The organism is Nonomuraea sp. NBC_00507 (assembly GCF_036013525.1).
Lineage (GTDB): Bacteria > Actinomycetota > Actinomycetes > Streptosporangiales > Streptosporangiaceae > Nonomuraea.
This window is the reverse complement of record NZ_CP107853.1, coordinates 12,587,291-12,610,994: the sequence shown is the minus strand read 5'-3', so window position 1 is coordinate 12,610,994 and position 23,704 is coordinate 12,587,291. Positions and strand designations below refer to the sequence as shown.

Annotated in this window: 21 protein-coding genes; 14 read left to right on the top strand and 7 right to left on the bottom strand. The window is 67.9% G+C overall.

Annotated elements, in window-relative coordinates; genetic code table 11:
* Positions 1-95 precede the first annotated feature (95 nt).
* From OHA25_RS59445 to OHA25_RS59420, 6 genes are all read left to right on the top strand, one after another.
* Positions 96-2,381 (top strand): TIM-barrel domain-containing protein, encoded by a 2,286-nt coding sequence (locus tag OHA25_RS59445; protein WP_327585543.1) that lies wholly within the window; start codon positions 96-98, stop codon positions 2,379-2,381.
* Between the two features lie 17 nt (positions 2,382-2,398).
* Positions 2,399-3,706 (top strand): ABC transporter substrate-binding protein, encoded by a 1,308-nt coding sequence (locus tag OHA25_RS59440; RefSeq protein WP_327585542.1) that lies wholly within the window; start codon positions 2,399-2,401, stop codon positions 3,704-3,706.
* Positions 3,707-4,570 carry a carbohydrate ABC transporter permease gene (locus OHA25_RS59435; protein ID WP_327585541.1) on the top strand — a complete coding sequence of 288 codons (864 nt, stop codon included), beginning with the start codon at positions 3,707-3,709 and terminating at the stop codon, positions 4,568-4,570.
* Positions 4,567-5,388, top strand: a complete 822-nt coding sequence (locus OHA25_RS59430) for a carbohydrate ABC transporter permease (RefSeq protein ID WP_305920202.1) — start codon at positions 4,567-4,569, stop codon at positions 5,386-5,388. Before OHA25_RS59435 ends, OHA25_RS59430 begins: the two co-directional genes overlap by 4 nt.
* A gap of 12 nt (positions 5,389-5,400) precedes the next feature.
* The gene (locus OHA25_RS59425) at positions 5,401-8,283 is read left to right on the top strand and encodes a glycoside hydrolase family 3 protein (RefSeq protein WP_327585540.1); all 2,883 of its coding nucleotides are present in this window, start codon (positions 5,401-5,403) and stop codon (positions 8,281-8,283) included.
* Positions 8,284-8,391: 108 nt separating this feature from the next.
* On the top strand, positions 8,392-8,865 hold the full coding sequence (locus OHA25_RS59420) for a DoxX family protein (protein ID WP_327585539.1): 474 nt from the start codon (positions 8,392-8,394) through the stop codon (positions 8,863-8,865).
* Here the strand turns inward: OHA25_RS59420 and OHA25_RS59415 are convergent.
* Together OHA25_RS59415 and OHA25_RS59410 are read right to left on the bottom strand one after the other, a co-directional pair.
* Positions 8,799-9,548, bottom strand: a complete 750-nt coding sequence (locus tag OHA25_RS59415; RefSeq protein ID WP_327585538.1) for a glycoside hydrolase family 16 protein — start codon at positions 9,546-9,548, stop codon at positions 8,799-8,801. The genes OHA25_RS59420 and OHA25_RS59415 overlap by 67 nt on opposite strands.
* The gene (locus OHA25_RS59410; RefSeq protein ID WP_327585537.1) at positions 9,545-10,309 is read right to left on the bottom strand and encodes an SDR family NAD(P)-dependent oxidoreductase; all 765 of its coding nucleotides are present in this window, start codon (positions 10,307-10,309) and stop codon (positions 9,545-9,547) included. The genes OHA25_RS59415 and OHA25_RS59410 overlap by 4 nt, the downstream gene beginning before the upstream one ends.
* 188 nt (positions 10,310-10,497) lie before the next feature.
* On the opposite strand from OHA25_RS59410, the gene OHA25_RS59405 reads away from it, so the two are divergent.
* A complete protein-coding gene (locus OHA25_RS59405) occupies positions 10,498-13,167 on the top strand; it encodes a cellulose binding domain-containing protein (protein WP_327585536.1) in 2,670 nt (889 codons plus the stop codon).
* Positions 13,168-13,247: 80 nt separating this feature from the next.
* Here OHA25_RS59405 and OHA25_RS59400 read toward each other — a convergent pair whose 3' ends face one another.
* Positions 13,248-14,612 (bottom strand): MFS transporter, encoded by a 1,365-nt coding sequence (locus OHA25_RS59400; RefSeq protein WP_327585535.1) that lies wholly within the window; start codon positions 14,610-14,612, stop codon positions 13,248-13,250.
* Positions 14,613-14,650: 38 nt separating this feature from the next.
* Complete coding sequence (locus tag OHA25_RS59395) at positions 14,651-15,637, bottom strand: aldo/keto reductase (protein WP_327585534.1); 987 nt, start codon at positions 15,635-15,637, stop codon at positions 14,651-14,653.
* Between the two features lie 228 nt (positions 15,638-15,865).
* Here OHA25_RS59395 and OHA25_RS59390 point away from each other — a divergent pair, with 228 nt between their 5' ends.
* From OHA25_RS59390 to OHA25_RS59380, 3 genes are all read left to right on the top strand, one after another.
* Entirely contained in the window at positions 15,866-16,183 is a 318-nt protein-coding gene (locus OHA25_RS59390) for a helix-turn-helix domain-containing protein (RefSeq protein ID WP_327585533.1), read from the top strand.
* A 93-nt stretch (positions 16,184-16,276) separates the two neighbouring features.
* The gene (locus tag OHA25_RS59385) at positions 16,277-17,233 is read left to right on the top strand and encodes a GlxA family transcriptional regulator (protein WP_327585532.1); all 957 of its coding nucleotides are present in this window, start codon (positions 16,277-16,279) and stop codon (positions 17,231-17,233) included.
* A gap of 9 nt (positions 17,234-17,242) precedes the next feature.
* A complete protein-coding gene (locus tag OHA25_RS59380; protein WP_327585531.1) occupies positions 17,243-17,845 on the top strand; it encodes a DJ-1/PfpI family protein in 603 nt (200 codons plus the stop codon).
* Here OHA25_RS59380 and OHA25_RS59375 read toward each other — a convergent pair.
* The gene (locus OHA25_RS59375) at positions 17,842-19,029 is read right to left on the bottom strand and encodes an acetamidase/formamidase family protein (RefSeq protein ID WP_327585530.1); all 1,188 of its coding nucleotides are present in this window, start codon (positions 19,027-19,029) and stop codon (positions 17,842-17,844) included. The two genes, OHA25_RS59380 and OHA25_RS59375, sit on opposite strands and share 4 nt — an antisense overlap.
* Positions 19,030-19,194: 165 nt before the next feature.
* Between OHA25_RS59375 and OHA25_RS59370 the strand changes: the two genes are divergently transcribed.
* The gene (locus tag OHA25_RS59370; protein ID WP_327585529.1) at positions 19,195-20,322 is read left to right on the top strand and encodes a serine hydrolase domain-containing protein; all 1,128 of its coding nucleotides are present in this window, start codon (positions 19,195-19,197) and stop codon (positions 20,320-20,322) included.
* A 260-nt stretch (positions 20,323-20,582) separates the two neighbouring features.
* Positions 20,583-21,725 carry a Fic family protein gene (locus OHA25_RS59365; RefSeq protein WP_327585528.1) on the top strand — a complete coding sequence of 381 codons (1,143 nt, stop codon included), beginning with the start codon at positions 20,583-20,585 and terminating at the stop codon, positions 21,723-21,725.
* Between the two features lie 7 nt (positions 21,726-21,732).
* Here the strand turns inward: OHA25_RS59365 and OHA25_RS59360 are convergent, their stop codons facing one another.
* Both OHA25_RS59360 and OHA25_RS59355 read right to left on the bottom strand, forming a co-directional pair.
* The gene (locus OHA25_RS59360) at positions 21,733-21,966 is read right to left on the bottom strand and encodes a hypothetical protein (RefSeq protein WP_327585527.1); all 234 of its coding nucleotides are present in this window, start codon (positions 21,964-21,966) and stop codon (positions 21,733-21,735) included.
* The gene (locus tag OHA25_RS59355; RefSeq protein WP_327585526.1) at positions 21,963-22,382 is read right to left on the bottom strand and encodes a hypothetical protein; all 420 of its coding nucleotides are present in this window, start codon (positions 22,380-22,382) and stop codon (positions 21,963-21,965) included. The genes OHA25_RS59360 and OHA25_RS59355 overlap by 4 nt, the downstream gene beginning before the upstream one ends.
* A gap of 230 nt (positions 22,383-22,612) precedes the next feature.
* Here OHA25_RS59355 and OHA25_RS59350 point away from each other — a divergent pair, with 230 nt between their 5' ends.
* Entirely contained in the window at positions 22,613-23,440 is an 828-nt protein-coding gene (locus OHA25_RS59350) for a helix-turn-helix domain-containing protein (RefSeq protein ID WP_327585525.1), read from the top strand.
* Positions 23,433-23,651 (top strand): DUF397 domain-containing protein, encoded by a 219-nt coding sequence (locus tag OHA25_RS59345; protein WP_327585524.1) that lies wholly within the window; start codon positions 23,433-23,435, stop codon positions 23,649-23,651. The genes OHA25_RS59350 and OHA25_RS59345 overlap by 8 nt, the downstream gene beginning before the upstream one ends.
* The last annotated feature ends 53 nt before the right edge of the window (positions 23,652-23,704 follow it).

The window sequence follows — 23,704 nt, the reverse complement described above, 5'->3', positions numbered from 1 at the left end:
AGAACCCAAACGGGCAGGCGATAGCCGTTGACGTTTGTTGGTATGGACAGCAAACTAATTCACTGAGTTGGCGCAGCCGTCCATAAGGAGCTTCCATGCCCTATCGCCCCCCATTGGTCGCGCACGAGTACTTCGTCGCGGACCCGCCCGAACTGCCGGTTCGCGCACGCGGCGAGGGTGGCCTGTCGGCGGTGGCCGCGGCCGAGCTGGTCGCTGCCGATGGCGCCGAGGTGATGCTGAAGGCGGTCACGACGGCGGAGGAGACGCTGGTCGTGCAGGTTGGTGTGGCCGGCGAGGGTGTGATCCGGGTGCGGTTGTCGGAGGACGCGGCCGCCAGGCCGCGGTCGGAAGGGGCCATCTCGCTGGTGACCCCCGGCACGTACTCAGGGGCCCGTGCCGGGATCACTCCAGGTGAGCCGATCGTGATCGATGCGGGATCCCTGAAGGCCGAGATCAGCCTCGCGCCGTGGCATCTGCGCTTCACCGACGCCTCCGGGGCCACGTTGCTGGAGCAGGACCGCGGGCACACCGACATCAGCGGACGGCTGCGTACGCTCCCGTTCGGCCGATCGAGCGCCGGCGGGGCGTCCGTGGCGTTCCACGAGAGCTTCGCCGCCGCGCCCGACGAGGCGTTCGCCGGGTTCGGGGAGTCGTTCACGCGGCTGGACAAGCGCGGCCAGCGGCCGCTCATGTGGAACTTCGACGCCTTCGGCGCCGAGTCGCAGCGGGCCTACAAGAACGTCCCCCTGTACGTGTCGAGCCGCGGCTACGGCGTGCTGGTCGACAGCGGCGCGCCTACCGAGTTCGACGTGTGCCAGTCCACGCACAGCGTCGTGCAGATCCTGGTGCCCGACGACGTCATGGACTACTACGTGATCGCGGGGCCGACCCCGCCCGACGTTCTGGACCGTTACGACCGGCTGACGTGCCGCCCGTCGTTGCCTCCGAAGTGGGCGTTCGGGACGTGGATCTCCTCCGGGTTCTGCGTGGACAGCCAGGAGCGGGTGCTGGCCAGGGCGCGCACGATCAGGGAGCGCGGCATCCCGTGCGACGTGCTGCACCTGGACACCTACTGGCAGACCGACGGGCACTGGTCGGACCTGCAGTGGGATCCCGTCAACTTCCCGCAGCCGGAGCAGATGCTGGACGAGCTTCATGGGATGGGGTTCAAGGTCTGTCTGTGGATGAATCCCTATATTTCCCATCTCAGCCCGGCCTTCGAGGAGGCGGCCCGCGCCGGATATTTCCTGAAGAAGGACGATGGGGAGGCGTACGTCGCTGACTGCTGGCATGGGTCGTTTCCCGCCTGCGGGATCGTCGACTTCACCAATCCGGCGGCGGCCGGCTGGTTCAAGGGGCTGCTGAGAGATCTGCTGCGGCAGGGCGTGGACGCGTTCAAGACGGACTTCGCCGAGGGCGTGCCCGCGGACGCCGTCGCCTACAACGGGATGAGCGGGACCGACCTGCACAACGTCTACACGCTGCTGTTCAACGACGTGGTCGCCGACGTCACACGTGAGGTCAACGGGCACGGGCTGGTGTGGGCGCGCTCGTCGTACCTGGGCGGGCAGCGGCACAGCGCCCAGTGGAACGGCGACACCTACACCAGCTACGCCGCCATGGGCAGCACGATCAGAGGCGGGCTCGCGCACGGCCTGTCCGGGGTGCCGTTCTGGAGCCACGACGCGGGCGGGTTCACCGGCCGGCCGTCGGACGATCTGTATGTCCGCTGGACCCAGTTCGGCGCCCTGTCGCCGCTGGTGCGGCTGCACGGCACGACCACTCGCGAGCCGTGGGAGTTCCCGGCTGTCGAGGACCTGGCCGTGCAGGCGCTGAAGCTGCGCTACCGGCTGATGCCGTACCTCTACTCGGCGGCCGTCGAGGCCGCGCGCACCGGCGCGCCCATGATGCGGGCGCTCTGCGTGGACTACCCGGACGACCCCGTGGCCTGGCAGGCCGACCTGGAGTACCTGTTCGGTCGCGACCTGCTGGTCGCGCCTATGGTCGCGCCCGAAGGCGTCAGGCAGGTGTACCTGCCGCACGGCCTGTGGGTCGACTACTGGACAGGCGAGGTGCTGGAAGGCACCCGTTACGTCCAGGTCAGCAAGCCGCTCGACCAGATCCCCCTGTACGTCCGCCATGGCGCGTTGATACCGGTCTCCGAGCAAGGAGACACGATCGACGTGCCGCAAGAGATCACCCTCGTCGCCTTCGGGGGCGGCGACAGCACCACCGAGATCCACGACGAAGACGGCGTGACGGTCGCCGTCGCCACCAGGGACGGCGATGAACTGCGTGTCGCCGTCACCGGCCCGAAGCGTGTCACCGCGGTGGAGATCGCCCCGGTGGCCGGAGCTCCCGCGCGGGCCGTCCTTTCGTAACACCCCCTGGAGGGATCATGCGCAAACTCAGAGGCGCGGCGGCGCTGGCCGCTGCGGTCCTGGTCCTGACGGCCTGCGGCTCCGGCGGCACCGAGAGTCCCCCGACGGCGCAGGGCACCGAGCCCCGCGTGCTGAAGCTCTGGCACTACGAGTCGAAAGACAGCGCCATGGCCAAGGCGTGGGCGGAGGCCATCAAGAAGTTCGAGGCGTCGCACCCGAACGTGACCGTCAAGTTCGAGGAGAAGGGCTTCGAGCAGATCCAGAAGACGGCGAGCATGGTGCTCAACTCCGATGAGGCGCCCGACATCATGGAGTACAACAAGGGCAACGCCACCGCCGGCCTGCTGTCCAAGCAGGGCCTGCTCACCAACCTGACCGAGGAGGCCACCAAGCGCGGCTGGGACAAGCTGCTGCCCGGCGGCCTGCAGACCACCGCCAAATACGACGACCGCGGCGTCATGGGCGCCGGCAACTGGTTCGGCGTGCCGAACTACGGCGAGTTCGTGATGGTCTATTACAACAAGGACCTGTTCGACAAGCACAAGGTCAAGGTCCCTACCACGTTCGAGGAGTTCACCGCCGGGCTGGACACGTTCGTCAAGGCCGGCGTGACGCCCATCTCGAACGCCGGCGCCGAATATCCGGCGCAGCAGATCCTCTACCAGCTCGCGCTCACCAAGGCGCAGAAGCCGTGGCTCGATGCGTTCCAGTCCTACAAGGGCAAGGTCGACTTCCACGGTCCCGAGTTCACCTACGGCGCGGACACGTTCACCGACTGGGTGAAGAAGGGCTACATCGCCAAGAACTCGGCCGGGCTCAAGGCCGAGGACATGGGCGTGGCGTTCATGAACGGCAAGTTCCCCATCATGATCAGCGGCAGTTGGTGGTACGGCCGCGTGGCCTCCACGATCAAGGACTTCGAGTGGGGTCACTTCCTGTTCCCCGGCGCCACCATGTCGCCGGGTTCGAGCGGGAACCTGTGGGTCGTCCCCGAGAAGTCGAAGAACAAGGACCTGGCCTACGACTTCATCGACATCACGATGAGCAAGGAGATCCAGAACCTGCTGGGCAACTCCGGCGGTGTTCCCGTGGCCGCCGACCCGGCCGCGATCACCGACGCCAAGAGCAAGGAGCTCATCGAGTCCTTCAACAAGCTGACGACCGCCGACGGCCTGGCCTTCTACCCCGACTGGCCGGCGCCCGGCTACTACGACGTGCTGGTGGCCGGGGTCCAGGAGCTCATCAACGGCAGCAAGGCCCCCTCCGCGGTGCTGGACGAGATCGCCAAGCCGTACGAGGACAACCTCGCCGACATTGGTAACTAGATGAGAGTGCGTACGAGGGGGTACTGGCTCTACCTCGCCCCCAGCCTGCTGCTCTTCCTGGGCGTGATCGTCGTCCCGTTCCTCATGAACGTGGGCGCGAGCTTCACCCGCTGGTCCGGGGTGGGGACGCCCAGGTGGATCGGGTTCGACAACTACACCAGGCTGCTGCAGGACGAGCGGTTCTGGCAGTCGTTCCAGCACAACGTGGCGCTGATCGTGGCCATGGCCATCGTGCCGACCGCGATCGGCCTCGTGCTGGCGGCCGCGTTGTTCGACTACATCGGCAAACGCTTCGGGACCCGAACGGCCTCGGCGCTGCGCGCGATGTACTACCTGCCGCAGGTCCTGCCGGTGGCGGTGGCCGGCGTGGTGTGGGGCTGGATGCTGCACCCGTCGTACGGCGCGGTCAACCAGATCTTCGGGCTGGAGCTCGACTGGCTCGGCGATCCTGACCTGGCCCTCGCCACGGTCATGGCGGTCATGGTCTGGTTCCAGCTCGGCTACCCGGTCGTGATCTTCATGGCCGGGCTGCAGCGGGTGGACCCGGCCTACTACGAGGCGGCCGAGATCGACGGGGCCTCGTGGTGGCGCAAGTTCTGGCACATCACGATCCCGCAGATCCGGCCGGAGATCTTCGTGGTGCTGCTGACGTGCACGATCGCCGCGCTGAAGGTGTTCGGGCCGATCTTCGTGCTGACGCGGGGCGGGCCGGGGAACGCCACCATGGTCCCTTCGTACTTCTCGTACCTGAATTTCTTCCAGAAGAGCAACGTCGGGTACGGCTCCGCGATCGCCACGGTGCTGGCGTTGATCATCATCGTGGTGACGTTCCTGTTCCTGCGAGTCCAGGAGCGGGAGCAATGAGGGGCCCAGGACGGTGGGCGGTGCTGTTCGCGCTGGTCGTGCTGGCGGTCGTGATGGTGTTCCCGTTCGCGATCGTGGCGATGAACGCGGTCAAGTCGCCGGCCGAGTACAGCACGCAAGGGCCGCTGAGCCTGCCTGACGGGCTCTATCTCCAGGGCATCATCGACTTCTGGAACCGGGTCGACTTCGGCACGAAGCTCTGGAACAGCTTCATCATCAGCGCCTCCGTGGCGGTGCTGGCCGTCGTGCTGTCGGTGCTCAACGCGTACGCGCTGGGCATCGGCAGGGTGAAGGGCCGGTTGTCCATCCTCGTGCTGTTCCTGGTGGCCAACACGCTGCCGCAGGAGGCGCTGGCCTACCCGCTCTACTACCTGTCCAAGGCGGTCGGGCTCTACGACACCCAACTGGCCGTGATCATCGTCATGACCGTGATCCAGGCGGCGTTCGGCACGTACCTGCTGAGCGCGGTCCTGGGGCAGTTCCCGAAGGAGATCCTCGAGGCCGCGGCGATCGACGGCGCGGGGCGGCTGCGGTCGCTGCTGCGGATCGTGGTGCCGATCAGCAGGCCCACCATCAACGTCCTGCTGATCTTCTTCTTCATCTGGACCTGGAACGAGTTCTTCCTCCCGCTGATCTTCCTGATCTCGAACGACACCCAGACAGTGCCCGTCGCGCTCGCCGTCCTGCAGGGCGAGAAGTTCATGGACGCCACCATGTCCAGCGCTTCGGCCCTGCTCGGCGTCGTGCCGGCGATCGCCTTCTTCCTGATCTTCCAGCGCACGCTGACCCGAGGTGTGACGGTCGGCGCCATCAAATGATGGAGACCCTTTATGCGTTCAAGAATCCCGTTGTTAGCGACCCTCACCCTGGCGGCCTCGTTGCTCGCCGTGCCGCCCGCCCAGGCGGTGGACTACCCCTTCCAGAACCCGAGCCTGCCGCTGGAGCAGCGGGTGAACGACCTGCTCGGCCGGCTCACGCTGGATGAGAAGCTGAGCCTGCTGCACCAGTCGCAGGCGGCGATCCCCCGGCTGGGCATCGCCTACCACAAGAACGGCACCGAGGCGCTGCACGGTGTCGCCTGGTCGAACCACCTCAACGACGGCTGGAGGCAGAAGTTCGCCAACGGCACGGTGTTCCCGCAGGCCGTGGGCCTGGCCAGCACCTGGGACCCGAAGCTGATGAAACAGGTCGGCTCCGCGGTCGGCGACGAGGTGCGCGGCTTCAACGACGTCGACCCGATCCTGTGGGGTCTCCAGGTATGGGCGCCTGTGGTGGACCCGCTGCGTGACCCGCGGGCGGGCCGCAACGAGGAAGGATATTCGGAGGACCCGCTCCTCACCGGAGCCATGGCGACTGCCTACGGCAAGGGCCTGCAGGGCGACGATCCCTTCTATCTGAAGGCCGCGCCCGTGCTGAAGCACTACATGGGCTACAACAACGAGGCCAACCGCAGCCTCACCTCCTCCAACCTGACGCCGAAGCTCAAGCGCGAGTACTACGAGCAGGGGTTCAAGGCGCCGATCTCGGCGGACGCCGCCACCGGCGTCATGGCCTCGTACAACCTGGTCAACGGGCGGCCCGCGCACGTCAACCCCGACCTGAACACCGTGGTCAGGTCGTGGACGGACAAGACGCTCTACAACGTCAGCGACGCGTGGGGCCCGCACGCGCTCACCGACCTGCAGAAGTACTTCGACAACAAGCCCGAGGCGTTCGCAGGCGTGCTGAAGAGCGGGCAGGACAGCTTCACCATCGACGACAGCAACAGCGGGCCGCTGGTCACGAACCTCAAGGCCGCCCTCGACCAGGGCCGGATCACCGAGGCCGACGTGGACAACGCGGTGCGCCACGCCCTGTCGATCCGGACCCGGCTGGGGCACTTCGACCCGGACGGCGGGCCGTACAAGAAGATCACCAAGGATGTGATCAACAGCCAGGAGCACCAGAAGCTCAACCGCGAGACCGCGGCCAAGGCCGCGGTGCTGCTCAAGAACTCCGGCGTGCTGCCGCTGGCCAAGCCCAAGTCCGCGGCCGTGGTCGGCCCGCTGTCGGCCAGGCTCTACCGCGACTGGTACTCCGGTCAGATGCCCTACCAGGTGACCCCGCTCGACGGGATCAAGGAGCGGGTGAGCGACGTCAGCACCGGTGACGGCCTGGAGCGGATCGCGCTCAAGCACCTGGCCACCGGCAAGTACATCACCGCCACCGGCACGGGCGCCGACGACAACGCGGCGCTCACCGACACCGCGCCTACGGCCGCCTCCCAGTGGGACCTGACCGACTGGACCAGCGGCGTGTCCACGCTGCGCAACGCGGGCAACGGCAAGCTGCTCGGCGGCGACTGGCGCTCGCTCGACACCGACGACGCCGAGCCTGACGGCTGGTTCGTGCAGCAGCAGTTCGCGCTGGAGCGCCAGTCCGACGGCAGCTACCTGATCAGGTACGCCGGCTACGAGAACGCCGAGGGCTGGTACGGCCTGCCCGACCCGTACGTCACGGTGACCGCCGACGGCGCGCTCGCCCTGGCCCCGAAGGCCGAGGCGGCGAAGTTCGGCAAGGAGGTCGTCGCCGACGGCATCGCCGCGGCCGCCGCGCAGGCCGCCAAGGCCGAGGTCGCGGTCGTGGTGGTGGGCAGCCACCCGTTCGTGGCCGGGCGCGAGAACCACGACCGCGACAACCTGCAGCTCGGCGACGGGCAGAAGCGGCTCATCGAGGCCGTGCGCAAGGCCAACCCGAAGACCGTCGTGGTCCTGGAGACCAGCTACCCGGTGATCGTGGATGCGCCGAACCTGCTGTGGACCACGCACGCGGGCGCCGAGACCGGCCGCGCGGTCGCCGACGTGCTGTTCGGCGACGTCAACCCGGCCGGCCGGCTCACCCAGACCTGGCCCGCGTCGGACAACCTGCCGGACAAGCTGGACTACGACCTGACCAAGACCGGCATGACCTACCTGTACGGGAAGGGCAAGCCGCTCTATTCCTTCGGCCACGGGCTGAGCTACACCACGTTCGGCTACCAGGGCCTGGAGGTCCGGGGTGACAAGGTGAGCGTGAAGGTCACCAACACCGGCAAGGTCAAGGGCGACGAGGTCGTCCAGCTCTACACCCACCAGCGCGAGTCCCGCTTCAAGCAGCCGGTCAAGCAGCTGCGCGGCTTCGAGCGGATCACGCTGAACCCGGGCGAGACCCGTACCGTCTCCTTCACCCTGAAGAAGCCGGACCTGGCCGTCTGGGACCACACCCGGAACAAGTGGGTCGTCGAGAACGCCACTCACGACGTCCTCGTCGGCTCCGCCTCCGACCGGATCCGCCAGACGACCACCCTGCGCGTGTCCGGCGAGAGCGTCCCGGTCCGCGACCTGGCCAAGACGACCAGGGCGATGGACTTCGACGACTACTCGGGGATCTTCTTCGCCGACGAGACCAAGGTGAGCGGCGAGGTCGTCGAGGGCTCGGCGGGTGACTGGATCTCCTTCACCGGCGCTTCCTGGGGCTCCCGTCTCACGGCCTCGGTGGCCTCGGTGAGCGGCGGCTCGGTCGAGGTGCGCAGCGGCTCGCCGACGGGCACGCTGCTGGGCACCCTCCAGGCGCCCGCCACCGGCGGGATCTACCAGTACGGCACGGCGAGCGCGACCGGGAAGGCAGGCACCGGGAGCCTCTACCTGGTGTTCAAGGGCGACCTGCGGATCAAGGACTTCGCTCTCGCCCGATGACGTTTCGTGGCGGCCATGAGCATGGTCGTGGCCGCCACGAAACCCTCTTGCCTTTGGATAGTGGAGTTATCTAATATCTAGATAGTTCCACTATCCAAGGAGATGTCGATGATCCTGATCGTTCTGTTGGTCGCCACGCTGGTGTTCCGGCTTCTCGGCGCGCTGGGCGTGGCCCGCTTCGCCACCTGGCGGGTCAGCGCCGCCCACGGGCTGGCCGTCATGCTCGTCATGACGGCCAGCGCGCATTTCGTCCCGGCGGGCGTGACCTTCATGCCCAACCACGCCGACCTGGCAGCCATGGTGCCGCCGTTCGTGCCGTTCCCCGCCTTGATGGTGTACCTGACGGGCGTGCTGGAGTTGGCCGGCGCCGTGGGGCTCGTGCTCGAAGGGACCCGCAGGGCCGCCGGGATTTGCCTGGCGCTGCTCTTCGTGGTCCTGCTCCCGGCGAACGTGTACGCCGCGCTCGCCGGGCTGGACGTGACCCCGCTGTGGCAGCGCGTCCCGGAGCAGGTGCTCTACATCGGGATCGCGTTGTGGGCCGCCCGGACGCGTACCCGGTCGACCGTGAACTCCTTCGGGTAGGAGCCGCCCGGCTGGAACTCGTAGATGTTGAGCATGAGCTGCATCGGGTACGCCGGCGACTGGTTCACCGTCCTGATGTGTCGCCCGTCCACGGAGAAGGAGACGTGGCCGAGCGTCCAGTCGGCGGCGTACACGTGGAACTCGCGGGCGTCGATGGGCAGCGTCTCGACCGTGAAGTCGTCGGTGATCGCCGGATCGCCGAAGGGGTGCACGCCCATGCCGATCCGCGCCCCGTTCGGCGTGACGTCGCGGCCGAAGATCTCCGCGACGCAGATCTCGGCGGAGCGCTCGGGCACGTCCTCGAAGCCGATCAACCACAGCGCCACCATGCAGTTCGGGTCGTCGATCGCCTTCGCGCGCATCTCGATCCGGCCGTACTGGGCGGTGTAGAGCCTGACCTCGGGGTGTTCCTCGCGGACCACCGCGCCGCGGCCGTGCTGTCCGACCCGGCTGCCGACGGGACCTGAGAAGAGACCTGTCTGGAGAGAGGACACCCGTAGGTCGCCCTCCCGTTCGGGGGACCACGGCGGCTGGTCCTCCTCGATCAGCAGGGTCAGATGGCCGTCCCCGAGCCGGTAGCGGGCCGCCGCGGCGGCGCGGGTGGTCCACTGCGGCAGGTAGTAGGGGATCCACTTCGTCTCGTCGAGGCGGTCGCCCTCGAAGGTGTCCTCGAAGTCGCTCACCGAACCGTCCACCCTCCGTCCACGACCAACGTGTGCCCGGTCACGAGGGACGCGGCGGGGGAGACCAGGTAGAGCACGGCCCCGGCCACGTCCATGGGTTCGCCGATGCGGTGCAGCGCCGCGATCCGCTCGATCACGTCCGCCTCGAACGCCGGGTCGGACAGCGCCTCGGCGGTGCCCGGCGTACGGATGAACGTCGGCGCGACGTTGTTGACCGTGATCCCGTGCGGCCCCCACTCGACCGCGAGGCAGCGGGTGAGGTGGGCGATCGCCGCCTTCGTCATGCAATAGATGGATTCGCCGGGCAGGGCGACCTCTCCGGCCTGAGAGCCGACGTTGACGATCCTGCCGTGCCGCTGCCGGATCATGACCCGGCCCGCCGCCTGGGTGGCCAGGAAGGTGCCCTTGAGGTTGACCGCGAGCGTGCGGTCGAAGTCCTCCTCGGTGACGTCCTCCGCCGGGTTGCCCGGGGCGATGCCGGCGTTGTTGACCAGGATGTCGACCCTGCCGAACCGGTCCACGACGTCCTGCACCGCCTGGGCGATCTGCTCCGGGGCGGTCATGTCCATCTGGAGAGGCAGCGTTGCGCGCCCCATGCCGGTGATCTCGCCGGCCAGCCCGCCGTCGTCGCCGGCGTCCCGCAGACCGATGGCGACGTCTGCCCCGGCATGGGCCAGCGCCAGCGAGATGGCCCGCCCGAGGCCCCGTGCCGCACCTGTGACCAGCGCGACCTTTCCGTCGACCCGAAACTCGGGAAACACTTGCCTTCACCCCTTAATTCGTTGTCTATCCAAACTATTGACCTTCGCCTCACCCATGTGTGAGCCTTTTTGATGAGCTCATGCGCGAAGGCGCGGTGACGGTCAGGGTCCTGCAATCTGATCGTGCATGGCGGTCATCTGACGCCTTTGGGGCGCCTGTCGGCGTGCCTGGAAAGGGAGAGCCGCGCATGCGAAGAAGATTATTCGTCATGCTGACGACCGCCGCCGTCCTGCTGGTGGCGGCTGTCGTGAGGATGTCGCCGGTCTCGGCCGTCACCTCGGATCCGTACGCGTACAAGAACGTCAGGATCGACGGTGGCGGCTTCGTACCGGGGATCATCTTCAACCCGACGGAGCGAAACCTCATCTACGCCCGCACCGACATCGGCGGGGCCTACCGCTGGAACCAGTCCACCAAGTCCTGGACCCCCTTGCTCGACTGGGTTGGCTGGGACAAGTGGGGCTACAACGGCGTGATCAGCCTCGCCACCGACCCCGTGCAGACCAACCGCGTGTACGCCGCCGTCGGCATGTACACCAACAGCTGGGACCCGAACAACGGCGCGATCCTGCGCTCCACCGACAAGGGCGACACCTGGCAGGCCACGGCGCTGCCCTTCAAGCTTGGCGGCAACATGCCCGGCCGCGGCATGGGCGAGGCGCTGTCCGTCGACCCGAACGACAACCGGGTGCTCTACTTCGGCGCCCCCAACGGCAACGGCCTGTGGCGCAGCACCGACTACGGCGCGACCTGGGCCAAGGTGGCGAGCTTCCCCAACCCCGGCAACTACGCCCAGGACCCGAACGACCCCAACGGCTACCTGAGCCACAAGCCGGGCGTGGTCTGGGTGACCTACGACCCGCGCTCGTCCACTCAGGGCTCACCCACCAAGACCATCTATGTCGGCGTCGCCGACAAGGAGAACACCGTCTACCGCACCACGGACGGGGGTGCCACCTGGTCGCGGCTGGCCGGGCAGCCCACCGGCTACCTGGCGCACAAGGGGGTGCTCGACACCGAGAACGGCTACCTCTACATCGCCACGAGCGACACCGGCGGCCCGTACGACGGCGCCAAGGGCGACGTCTGGCGCTACGCCACCGCGACCGGCACCTGGACCCAGATCAGCCCCGTCCCGTCCTCCAGCAGCGACGACTACTTCGGCTACAGCGGCCTGACCATCGACAGGCAGAACCCGGGCACGATCATGGTGGCCACGCAGATCTCGTGGTGGCCTGACGTGATCTTCTTCCGCTCCACCGACTCCGGCGCCACGTGGACCCGCGTGTGGGACTGGACCTCGTACCCGAACCGCAGCTTCCGCTACAAGATGGACATCACGGAGAACCCGTGGCTGACGTTCGGCACGAACCCGCAGCCGCCCGAGGTCACGCCGAAGCTCGGCTGGATGACCGAGTCGCTGGAGATCGACCCGTTCGACTCCAACAGGATGATGTACGGCACCGGCGCCACGATCTACGGCACCGAGAACCTCACGCAATGGGACGTGTCAGGCGGCCAGTTCACCATCAAGCCCATGGCGAAGGGCCTGGAGGAGACGGCCGTCCTCGACCTGATCAGCCCGCCCAGCGGCGCACCCCTGGTCAGCGGCCTCGGTGACATCGGCGGCTTCCGCCACACGAACCTGGACGCCGTACCGCCGATGCTGTTCACCCAGCCGAACTTCACCTCCACCACCAGCCTCGACTACGCCGAGAAGTCGCCGTCCATCATGGTGCGGGCCGGCAACTTCACCGACGCCGACCGCCCGAACGACAGCCACGTGGCCTTCTCCACCGACGGCGGCGCGAACTGGTTCCAGGGCTCGGAGCCGGGTGGCGTCAACGAGGGTGGCACGGTGGCCTCCGCCGCCGACGGCTCCCGCTTCGTGTGGGCGCCTCGCGGGGTGACCCCCGTCTACTCGGTCGGCTACGGCAACTCATGGCAGCAGGCGTCGGGCCTGCCCACCGACGCCGTCGTGGAGTCGGACCGGGTCAACCCGATGAAGTTCTACGGCCTCAGCGGCGGACGCCTGTACGTCAGCACCAACGGCGGCGCCACCTTCACCGCCACCGCCGCCACCGGCCTGCCCACCAGCGGCAAGTTCAAGGCCGTGCCCGGCATCGAGGGCGACCTCTGGCTGGCCGGCGACGGCGGCCTGTGGCACTCCACCAACAGCGGCGCCTCCTTCACGAAGGTGTCCGGGATCACCAAGTCCGTGAACGTCGGCTTCGGCAAGGCCGCGCCCGGCGGGAACTACATGGCGATCTTCACGGTGGCCACGATCGACGGCGTCACCGGCCTGTACCGCTCGGACGACGCCGGCGGGAGCTGGGTGCGCATCAACGACGACAAGCACCAGTGGGGCAACATGGGCGAGGCGCTCACCGGCGACCCGCGCGTGTACGGCCGCGTCTACCTGGGCACCAACGGCCGCGGCATCATCTACGGCGACCGCACCGGCCCGCCGGTCACGGTCACCCCGACCGTCACCCCCACCGTCACGGTGTCGCCCACGGTCACCCCCACCGTCACTCCGACCGTGACCCCGACGACGGGCACAGGCTGCACCGCCACCTACAAGCCCGGCAACCAGTGGCAGGGCGGTTTCCAGGCGGAGGTGTCGGTCCAGAACACCGGCTCCTCGGCGATCACCGGCTGGAAGGTCACCTGGACCTGGCCGGGTGACCAGAAGATCACCCAACTGTGGAACGGCACCCCGACCCAGACGGGCGCCAACGTGAGCGTGACCAACGCGAGCTACAACGGCAACCTGGCGGCGAACGCGTCCACGTCGTTCGGCTTCACCGCCAGCGGCGCCGCCACCTCGCCCACCGTCGCCTGCGCACCGGTGTAACGACCGGGAGAGGCGCCCCCGCACGCGTGCGGGGGCGCCTCAGCAGCCTCGGCGATCGCCCGGCACGGCCGTTCTGCCGCCTACGCGCTTTGCCGAGTCGACTGGGCAAGCCTGGCTGCCGCCTCAACCTTCGCCGCGTCGCGTTCGGGGTCGACCAGCAAGGCGAACAGCGCTCCTCCCACGATGGCGACACCACCGGCCAGCATGAACACGGTGGCGTAGCCCTCGGCAAGCGTGCCCGCCGCTCGCGCCGTGTCGAGGACGTGACCCGTGATCAATGGCCCGGTGGCAGCGAGGAGACCGGCCACGGCCAGTCCGGCCGACAGCACGCTCCTTTGCTGTCCCGGTGGCGCTATCAGCACGAGAGCCGGGTTGAGCACGGCGCTGACGCTGATGGCCAGTCCATAGCCCAGCATCAGCAGGGCGAACGGCACCACCGGCCCGGAGACGAGCGGCAGGGCGGCGAGAAAGGCGCCGCCCAGCGCGAGCAGCACACCGCCCCACAGCCCGCGGGCGCGGCGGGCCGACATCCCCCTCCTGAGCATCCGGTCGCTCCATGCGCCGTACGCGTACAGGAACACCATGGCGGTGATACTCGGCACGCCGAACAGCGAGCCCGCGGCCAGCGCAGAGAAGCCCAGGCTGACCTGGAAGTAGGACGGCAGCCAGGTGAGGACGACGATCGCGAGCATCGCCACCGAGGTGTACGCGGCCACGAAACCGGCGAACGTGCCAGTCAGCAGGATGGAGCGAAGCGGCGCACGCGATCCGGTTTCCGCGACGGTCTCGGCGGCCTCCGCCTGGCCATGTGGCCCCTCTCGCCCGATCAACAGCCAGCCCACGCCCCAGGCGAAGCCCAGGAGGGCGACGGCGAGGAATCCGGCCTCCCAGCTGAATGCGGCGATGACGAAGGCCAGAGGCGGGGCGAAGAGTAGTTTGCCGAAGGAAGCTCCAGTCGTGAGCACTGCCGTGGGCAAGCCGCGCCGCTCGTTAGGCCACCAGGTGTAGGCGGTGGCGTACGCCGCCGGTGCCGCAGGGCCCTCGGCCGCGCCGAGCATGAACCTCGTCGCCAGGAGCAGCGTGCCGGAGGCGGCGAAGACGATCGGCAACTGGAGCAGCGACCAGATGACGACGACCGTGAAGAGGGTGACTTTGACGGGCAGCCGGTCGGCTACCAGGGCGTACAGGAGTGCTGAGAGCGGAGCGAGCAGGCCCGCGGCGCTGCTGATGGCGCCGAACTCGGCTGCCGAGAGCCCGAGATCGGCCATGGCCGGCTGGGCGACGAGCCCGAGGATCGCCTTGTCCAGATAAGAGATGAGCATGACGCCGAGCAGCATCACCGTCATGCTCCAGGCCGGCACGGGACGAGGTTTGGTCGCGGTGATCGGCGCGGCGACGGGCGCGATGATCGGCTCGCGCTGCGGCAGAACATGCTCGCTCACCATGATGGGCTCCTCTCAGGGCGCCGAGCGCCGCGGCCGGCTCAGCCGTTGACGAAGGTGAGGCTGGTCGCGTCGTAGCGGGTGCCCGCGACCTGCTCGGGCGGGGCGGCGGCCTCGATGGCGGCGAGGTCTTCGGTGGACAGCTCAACGTCCAGGGCCGCGAGGTTCTCCTCCAGGTACCGCTGCCGCCGGGTGCCGGGGATCGGCACCACGTCCTCGCCCCGGTGCTGGACCCAGGCCAGGGCGAGCTGGCCCGCGGTGACGCCCTTCGCCGCGGCCAGCTCGTTCAACTTCGCGACGATCGCCAGGTTCCGTTCGAGGTTGCCGTCGGCGAAACGCGGCTGGCTGCGCCGCACGTCGGTCTCCGCCAGCCCCTCGACCGAGCTGTACCGGCCGGTCAGGAAGCCGCGCCCGAGCGGGGAGAATGGGACCAGGCCGATGCCAAGATCGCGACAGACCGGGGCGATCTCCGCCTCCAGGTCGCGGGTCCACAGCGACCACTCGCTCTGCAGCGCGGCGATCGGGTGCACCGCGTGCGCCCGCCGGATGGTTCGCGCCCCGGCCTCGGACAGCCCGAGGTGGCGCACCTTCCCGGCCCGCACCAGCTCGGCCATGGCGCCGACGGTCTCCTCGATCGGGACCTGCGGATCGACCCGGTGCTGGTAGTAGAGGTCGATGTGGTCGACCCCGAGCCGGCGCAGCGACGCCTCGCACGCCTGCCGCACGTAGGCGGCGTCGCCGCGGATCCGGGTGGGCTCACCCAGGCGGTTGGCGAACCCGAACTTCGTGGCCAGCACCACCTCGTCGCGGCGCCCAGCGATGGCCCGTCCGATCAGTTGCTCGTTGTGCCCGGCGCCGTAGAAGTCGGAGGTGTCCAGAAAGTTCACGCCGAGGTCGAGGGCGTGGCGCAGCGTGGCGATCGACTGCGCGTCGTCGGCGGCGCCGTAGGCGTGGCTCATGCCCATACACCCCAGGCCCTGCGCGGAGACCGCCAGTTCGCCTAGGTGCCGGATGGGGACGTCGGTCATGCTGCTGCCTCCTGGTCTCGGAACCGTCCGCCCAGACGCTAGGGGTTAGAGCGCGCTCCAAGTCAACCGGGCGCGAACGTCATCACCGGCCCTTTTTGTAGCGCAGGCGCGTTGTCCGGGCAGGCTCGGCGTCACGCTCGATCGTCCTGTTGGCGGGGCGGATCAGCAGCGCATCTGTGAAGAGGCCCACCTCCACCGCGCGACCCACATGTTCGAGAGGAACGGCTGATGTCGGCACACAACAGGTGGAAGTCGATTAGGGCAGCTCGGCTGTGCGAAGACGTGGTCCAACATCCCGAGTATGCGCAGGCGGGGCTGGATCTGCGGCTGGGCGACATGGTGCGGGCGCGGCGGATCGAGTTGGGCCTGACTCAGGCTGAGGTGGCGCAGCGTGCGCAGATCAGCCGGCCCGCTCTGTCCCGGATCGAGGGCGGTGGTGGTGTGCCGACGCTTGCCATGCTGGATCGGCTGGCCCGGGCAATGGGTACGACGTTCACCATCACCGTCGGACGGGATGCGGCGCCGCCATGTCCTCCCAGAGGGTGACCCACGCCGGCCTGCACTCCCACGCTTCCGATGGCACGATCCGTGGGCTAGTGGTCGTTGACGCCATCGCTCGGGCGGCCGGAGGGTGGAGGTGTGCAACAGCGCCGCATCGTCTTCGTGATCTTCGACGGGTTCCAGTCCCTCGACCTAGTGGGCCCGCTCGAGGTGTTCCAGCACGCGGGCGGCTACCTCTGCCAGATCGTGGCCCCCCGCCCGGGCCCGGTGCGGGCCTGGAGCGGCCTCCCGGTGCACGCAGAACATGGCGTCACGGATCTCGACCCCACGGGCGTCGACACCCTCGTGGTGGCCGGCGGGACCGGAGTCGATCAGGCCCGGCACGATCCCATGCTGATCGCCTGGATCAGGGCGGCCGCCGCCGGGGCCCGCCGCGTCACCTCGGTGTGCAGTGGCGTGTTCCTGCTGGCCGCCGCAGGTCTGGTCGGCGGGCGGCGGGTCACGACCCACTGGGCTCGCGCGCGCCAGCTCGCCGAGGAGCATCCCGGCGTGCGGGTCGACACCGACCCGATCTTCATCAGGGACGGGAACGTGTGGTCGTCGGCCGGGGTGACCGCCGGCATGGATCTGGCACTCGCCCTGGTGGAGGACGACCTGGGCCAGGACGTCGCGCTGCGGGTGGCCCGCTACATGGTGTTGTTCCTCCGCAGGCCCGGGGACCAATCCCAGTTCAGCGTGGCGTTGTGGTCGGCGCAGCCGTCCAGCGACCCCATCCGCGCGGCGGTGGCCGCCGTCCACGCCGATCCAGGCGGCCGGCACGGCATCGCCGACCTGGCGGCGCAGGCCGGGCTGAGCCCGCGTCACCTGCAGCGCCGCTTCACCGCCGAACTGGGCGTGCCGCCCGGCGCCTACGTCGAGCGCGTACGGATGGAGGCGGCGCAGCGCGCGCTGGTCGCCGGCGACGACCCCGTCGAGGCCGTCGCCCGCCGGTGCGGTTTCGGCACCGCCGAGACGCTGCGCAAGACCTTCCACCGGCACCTGGGGGTCGCGCCATCCGACTATCGCGACCGTTTCCGTTCCACCGTCAGAAAGTGAGAATTACCCGTGACCACCTATGGACTGTTGATCTTCGATGAGGCAGAGGAGCTGGACTTCGTGGGTCCCTGGGAGGTGTTCACCTGCTCGTCGCAGGTGCGGGGCGGCGCCGACACAGCGGTCCTCGTTGCCGAACGGCCCGATCCGGTGCGCTGCGCCAAGGGCATGCGGGTCCTGCCCGATCACACCCTTGACGACCACCCGCCGCTGGACGTGCTGCTGGTGCCGGGCGGCCGGGGCGCACGCGAGGTCCAGGTGCACAACGAGGTGGTGAAGGGCTGGCTCGCCAAGACCGCCACGCATGCCACGTGGGTCAGCAGCGTGTGCACCGGCGCGCTGCTCGTGCACGCCGCAGGGCCGGGGCGCGGGCGCCGCATGGCCACGCACTGGGCCTTCGAGGGCGCGCTGGAGGCGCGGGGGGAGGTCACGGTCGTCCGCGACGCCCGCTACGTCATCGACGGGAACCTCGTCAGCAGCCAGGGCGTGTCGGCCGGGATCGACAGCGCGTTGTGGCTGATCGGACGGCTGCACGGGCGCGAACACGCCCGCGCGGTGCGCCGCCACCTCCAGTACGACCCCGCGCCCCCATACCTGGCCGACGAGCCCAGCTAGTCGGCGAAGATGTCCTCGGGCAGGAACGCCGACACCAAGAAACTCGGCACGTCGACCAGTTGGCTGATCTTGAGGTCGACGGCGACGCTGCAGAGCGCGTACGCCTGCTGCGCGCTCCACCCCCGCTCGCCGAGATGGTCGATCATCTCGAGCAGCGCGTTGCGTGCCGCCAGCGTCGCGTCCTCGGCCGCCACCTGCCCGTCCTGGCTCACCGACATTCCGGTGGTGGCATAGAACCTGCGGGGCGCCGCGTACTCGGCACCCACCCAGTAGTCGGTACGGGCGAACCGCGGTCCTCTGATCCCCTTCTCGGCCGCCTCCCCGGCGTGCACCGCGAACCGAACCCGCAGCGTGGCGTTCATCTCGATGGCGGTCCCACAGGCCTCGCAGTCGCCCTGCGCGAAGTGCGCGTCCCCCGCCGAGAACATCGCCCCCGGCGTGTCCACCGGCACGTACAGCCGGGTGCCCGCCCCGAGCTGCTTGATGTCCACGTTCCCAGCCTGCTCCCGCGGCGGGATCGTCCGCAGCCCCGTGGCGCCGGCCTCCGCGGGCACCGCACCGCCGGGCGACGGCGGTAGCACGAACCCGCCCCGCTCCAGCGCCGCCTGTTCGCGGGCCATGATCCGGGCCAGTGACGCATGACCGGGCGACAGGCCAATCGTGCCCATGAACGGCGCCGCCGGGATGCGCACGCCGGGCAGGTCGTCGGACACCGCCCACCCGTCAGCGAGCTGCCATCGCACCATGAACGGCTCGGGGAAGACGTCCCGCAGGAACCCGAAGCCCGGCACCTGCACGGTGTAGCCGTAGGAATCGGGGACGATCTCCAGGATCTCGATCTCCAGCAGGTCGCCCGGCTGAGCGCCCTCGACGTGGACGGGGCCAGTGAGCGGGTGGACGACGTCGAGGTCCGGCGCCTCGACAGTCTTCAGCGTCGCGTCCGGCCCCATCTGGCCGTCGAACGCGTCCCGCGTCTGCATGATCACTTCATCGCCCGGCTCGCACCGCACGATCGGCGGGATGTCCGGATGCCAGCGGTTGTGCCCAGTGCCGGGCTCGTCGCGGAGGGGGAGGGCGGGGTTGATGCGGATCTCGTGTACGGCCATGGCGACCCCTTGCGTGACACGTGTGAGCGTCACGCTCTGCCCGCCGATCCCGCCGATCCCGCCGATCCCGCCTGTCAAGCCCGGGACCGGGTCCGCAAGCCGTCGGGGAACTGGGGCCCACAGAACTCAGGTCCTGTAGCAACTTGAGTTGACTAAGTCGAAATTAGTCAACTATGGTTGCTTACGGCTCGGGCGCGCGCCGTCGCCATGAATTCCGTACGCCACCCGAAAGGATTCGTTCTCATGCGGGCCATCACCACCCGTGTAGCCCTCGGCCTGCTCATCGCCGCGGGAACGCTTACCGCGAGCCCCGCGGCCGCCACCGCCACCGACCCACAGACCCGACGTGTGCTGGACCAGGCCGTCACGGCAGGAGGCATCCCAGGCATCCTCGCCGAGATACGCCAGGGCGGGCGTCGCTGGTTCCACACCGCCGGCGTGGCCGACACCGAGACCGGGCGAAAGCGCCAGGCTGGGCACCGGTTCCGGATCGGCAGCGCCACCAAGGCATTCGTGGCCACCGTGATGCTCCAACTCGTGGCCGAAGGCAAGATGGACCTCGCCGACCCCGTCGACAAGTGGCTGCCCGGCCTGGTCCGCAGCAACGGCCACGACGGAGCCGCGATCAGCATCCGGCAACTGCTCAACCACACCAGCGGCATCTTCGATTACCTGCAGGACCAGGAAGCGGTCAACCGTCACCCCGCACCCACTCCGCGGCAACTGGTCGAGGTCGCGATGGCCCACCCGCCCGCCTTCCAGCCTGGCCAGGACTGGCAGTACTCACAGACCAACTACGCCCTGATCGGCATGATCATCGAGCGGGCGACCGGCGGCACTCTGACGGACGAGATCTCCAAGCGGATCACCCGTCCCCTCGGGCTGACCGGCACCTACCTCCCGCGCGGCGCCGACACCAAGATCCGGGGACCGCACTCACGGCACTACTCCAAGCTCCACCTGCCCGACCCCAACGCCAAGATCTACGACCTGACCGAGCTCAACCCGTCACCGTTCTGGGCCGCCGGCGGCATGATCTCCACAGTCGGAGACCTCAACCGCTTCTTCGGCGCCCTCCTGAGCGGCCGTCTCCTCCCGCCCAAGGTCCAGCGGGAGATGTTCACCACGGTCTCGACCAAGGACTGGGTCCCCAATGCGGCCTACGGCCTGGGAGTCTCCTCGGTGAAGCTGTCGTGCGGGAGGACGGTCTGGGGGATGGGCGGGGCCATCTTCGGCTCGTGGTCGTACGCCTACGGCAGCCGTGACGGCAGGCATCTGGTGGCGATCAACGTCAACGCCGACTGGGCCGGCGGCCCGTGGAAGGACCCCATCGGGATCTTCACAGACGCCTTGGACACGGAGTACTGCTGATGGCAGGTCGGGTCGCCACCAGACCTTTTTCCTTTCACGAAGACCCAGGCGGTGAAAGGATACGGACTATCCTTTCATTGAGAGGGCCTGAGTGAAAGGATAATCCGGTGGCCGGATACGTTGAGGCGACGTGGCCTGCGGCCTGGGATGCTCCTAGCAAGAGGGACAGGCGCGGCGGCAGATACCACACCTACCTGCCCGATCCTCTAGTCGGCGGTAGTCACGTCGTTGCGCCTGACGTCGCCGCAGAAGCGTCCCGGGTGGAAGGACTTGTCAGGCGGCTTGCGGGGCATCCGGCGGGTGACGGTGTCGACGGACTGGCTCGATTCCTGCTCAGGTCCGAGGCGATCGCCTCATCGCGCATCGAGGGGCTGCAGGCGTCCCCTCAGCAAGTCGCGCTTGCAGAGCTGGCCGCCCATGAGGTCGGGGTGACGAGAGGGTTCACGGCCACGGCCGCGCTGGTCGCCAACAATGTGACGGCGCTTCGGCGAGCCGTCACAGAACTCGTCGCCGCTGAAGTGCTGTCCACGGAGGACGTCGTCGGCCTCCACAGGGTGCTGCTTCCCGAGGAGAAGCACCACGGGCTGCGTGAGGTGCAAAACTGGGTGGGAGGCGGTGACTGGCATCCGCTGGACGCAGAGTTCGTGCCGCCCCCGCCCGAGCATGTCCGCCCGCTGATGGACGATCTCGTGTCGTACGCGAACAGCGCCGTGCACGCACCGCTCATCCAGGCCGCTCTGGTGCATGCACAGTTCGAAACCATTCACCCTTTCACGGATGGCAACGGCAGAGTCGGCCGAGCGTTGATCCACACGGTGCTAGGACGGCGCGGGCTGACACCCAACGCGATTCTCCCTATCAGCCTGGTGCTGCTGACGCGCTCGGATGAGTATGTGGCCGGGCTCACGGCGTATCGACACGTCGGAGAAGGAGGATCGCCGGAGGCACACGAGGGTGTCAACGAGTGGCTGCGCGTCTTTCTCTCGGCGAGTGCAACAGCTGCCGAGCAGGCTGAAAAGTTCGCTGACGAGTTGCATGAGCTGCACGATGAATGGCTGCAACGGCATCGCGACTACCGGGAGGCGCAGGGACTGCGGCCGATTCCGCGAGCGGATTCCGCCGTAGCGCGCCTCCTCAACGTCCTCCCTGCCGCACCGCTCGTGACCGCCCGAACCGTGCAATGTCTGCTTTCCGTCACTCATCCAGCCGCGCGCCAGGCATTGGAGGAACTCGCGGGAGCCGGCATTCTCCACCCCAAGCAGGTGGAGAGAAACACCAAGGGCTACCTCGCACGGGACATCTTCGATCTCCTGACACTGACGGAGCGCCGGCTGGCCAGTACGCGATGGAACACACGCGAAAGTCCCCCCAAACGAGTGGTTCCGGCTCGTCCTCAACGGTGACGCCTGTTTAGCCCGGGTTGATCGGCTTCCGGCTTTCGGATAGCCAGGCTTGCAACGCTTCCTCGGCGGCGATCCTTTCCGCCAGCTCGTCAAGGGTCCACGCAAGGAGGCCGTAGGACAAGCCTTGGTCGTACTGGTCCTGGGTGTACTTCGCGCGCCGCGTGGCAGCGCAGCCACCACACCACGTGTCGATCACCCACGTGTGGCCGTACTCGGCGCTCAACTCGTCAACGGTGGTCATGGCATAGCCGGAAGGAAGCCGGGAATCAAGGCGGCGGCTCTCGCCGGATGGCCTGAGGGGATTATGTAACGCTTGTCTGGCTTCACTTCGTTGTCCTCGCCGACTTGTGCGATGTCAACGATGTACGCCTTCGACCGTGCGGATATGCCGATCGTGGCGACTCGCCGGTCTTGAGGGCCGAACACTAGAAGCTCTGGGGCGTACCGGTCCAACGTCCAGTCCGAGGGGCGGTGATAGCCGCCGGATTGCAGCGTGATCTTGAGCCATTCGACTGCGCGAGCGTGCATGCCGCGATTAACCAGCAGAGCCCGAAGCCTGGCCAGGATCTTGTCATGCTCGGCTGCCGTCTTGTCGGAGATGCGCTCATGGGCACCTGTCGTTTCGGCCATCCGCTCCAGCAGTTCATAAGTTTGCATGTCACCAGCCCTGATCGCTCTGGACAGCGGCTCGCGTCGCAACAAAGTCAGAGTTGCCCTGTTCTGTACTACTGGACTGCCGTCGTTTGTGTCCCGAGAGGTATTCCAAGAATGCTCTTAACTGGCTACCTTCGGGGGCAGGAGAGCAGCAACTCATCCGAACAATGCTGTTGTGAGGTCTGTTGCTACTGCTCGCAACTCCTGCTAACCCGCCCAAAAGGAGAGCCGAAGTGCCAGCCAAGTCGGATCTGCCCCCCGCCCTATCCCCAGAGGTCGCCTTTGGCCGCGAGTTGCGCAGACTGCGCAACGCCCAGGGCTGGTCGCTGGACGCTTTCGGGGCCAGGGTCGGGTATTCGGGGACGATGGTTGGCTACTTCGAGCGGGCGAAGCGGCCGGTGCCAGAAGCGTTCGTCACCAGCGCTGAGGAGGTTCTAGGGCTCAACGGCGAGTTGGTGGCTCTCTGGAAGGAGATCAACCCGAAGATCGCACCGAAGTGGTTCCGCCAGTGGCCGAAGATTGAGGCGGCGGCGATCATGATCCGTAGCTGGGAACCGCTCATCGTGCCGGGTCTGCTCCAGACTGCCGGCTACGCTCGCGCCGTGTTGCGCGGTGTCCCAGGCGCGACCGATGAGGAGGTAGATCAGGCGCTTGAGGCGCGGCTTCAGAGGCAAACCATCTTCAACGGGCCGTCGTCTCCGATCTTCGCGGCCGTGATGGACGAGGGCGTTTTGCATCGTCCTATTGGCGGCAAGAAGATCATGCGCGAACAGCTTGAACGCCTCGTAACCTTGATGGATCACCCCAAGATCACTCTTCAGGTGGTGCCGCTTGAGGCAGGCGCAACCACTGGTCTGCTGGGCGGGTTCGCCATCGCTCAGCTTCCCGCAGCGCGCGACTGGGCTTACCTGGAGTCCGCTAGCAACGGCCGAGTAACCGATCGTTTGGACGAGATTCAGGGCATTAGCCTGAGATACGACACGATCCGCGCATGGGCGCACCCCCTACATGTGACCAAGGACGTGATTCGCGAGATGCAAGCGAGGTATGAGGATGAGTGAGGGCCTGTCCGACGAACTGGCCCGCGCCGAGTGGCGCAAGGCCAAGGCGTCGGGCGCGAACAACGGCAACTGCCTGGAGGTTGCCTCCCTGTCTGACGGACGTGTGGGCATCCGCGACACGGAGGCACCTGACCAGGCCCCGTTCGTCGTCAGAGGCTCCGTGTGGGCAGCCTTCGTAGACGGCGCAAAAAAGGGCGAATTCGACTTCTAGAATGTCGCAAAGCCCTCGATGTTGCATTACATCGGGGGCTTTACTGCTTCTGC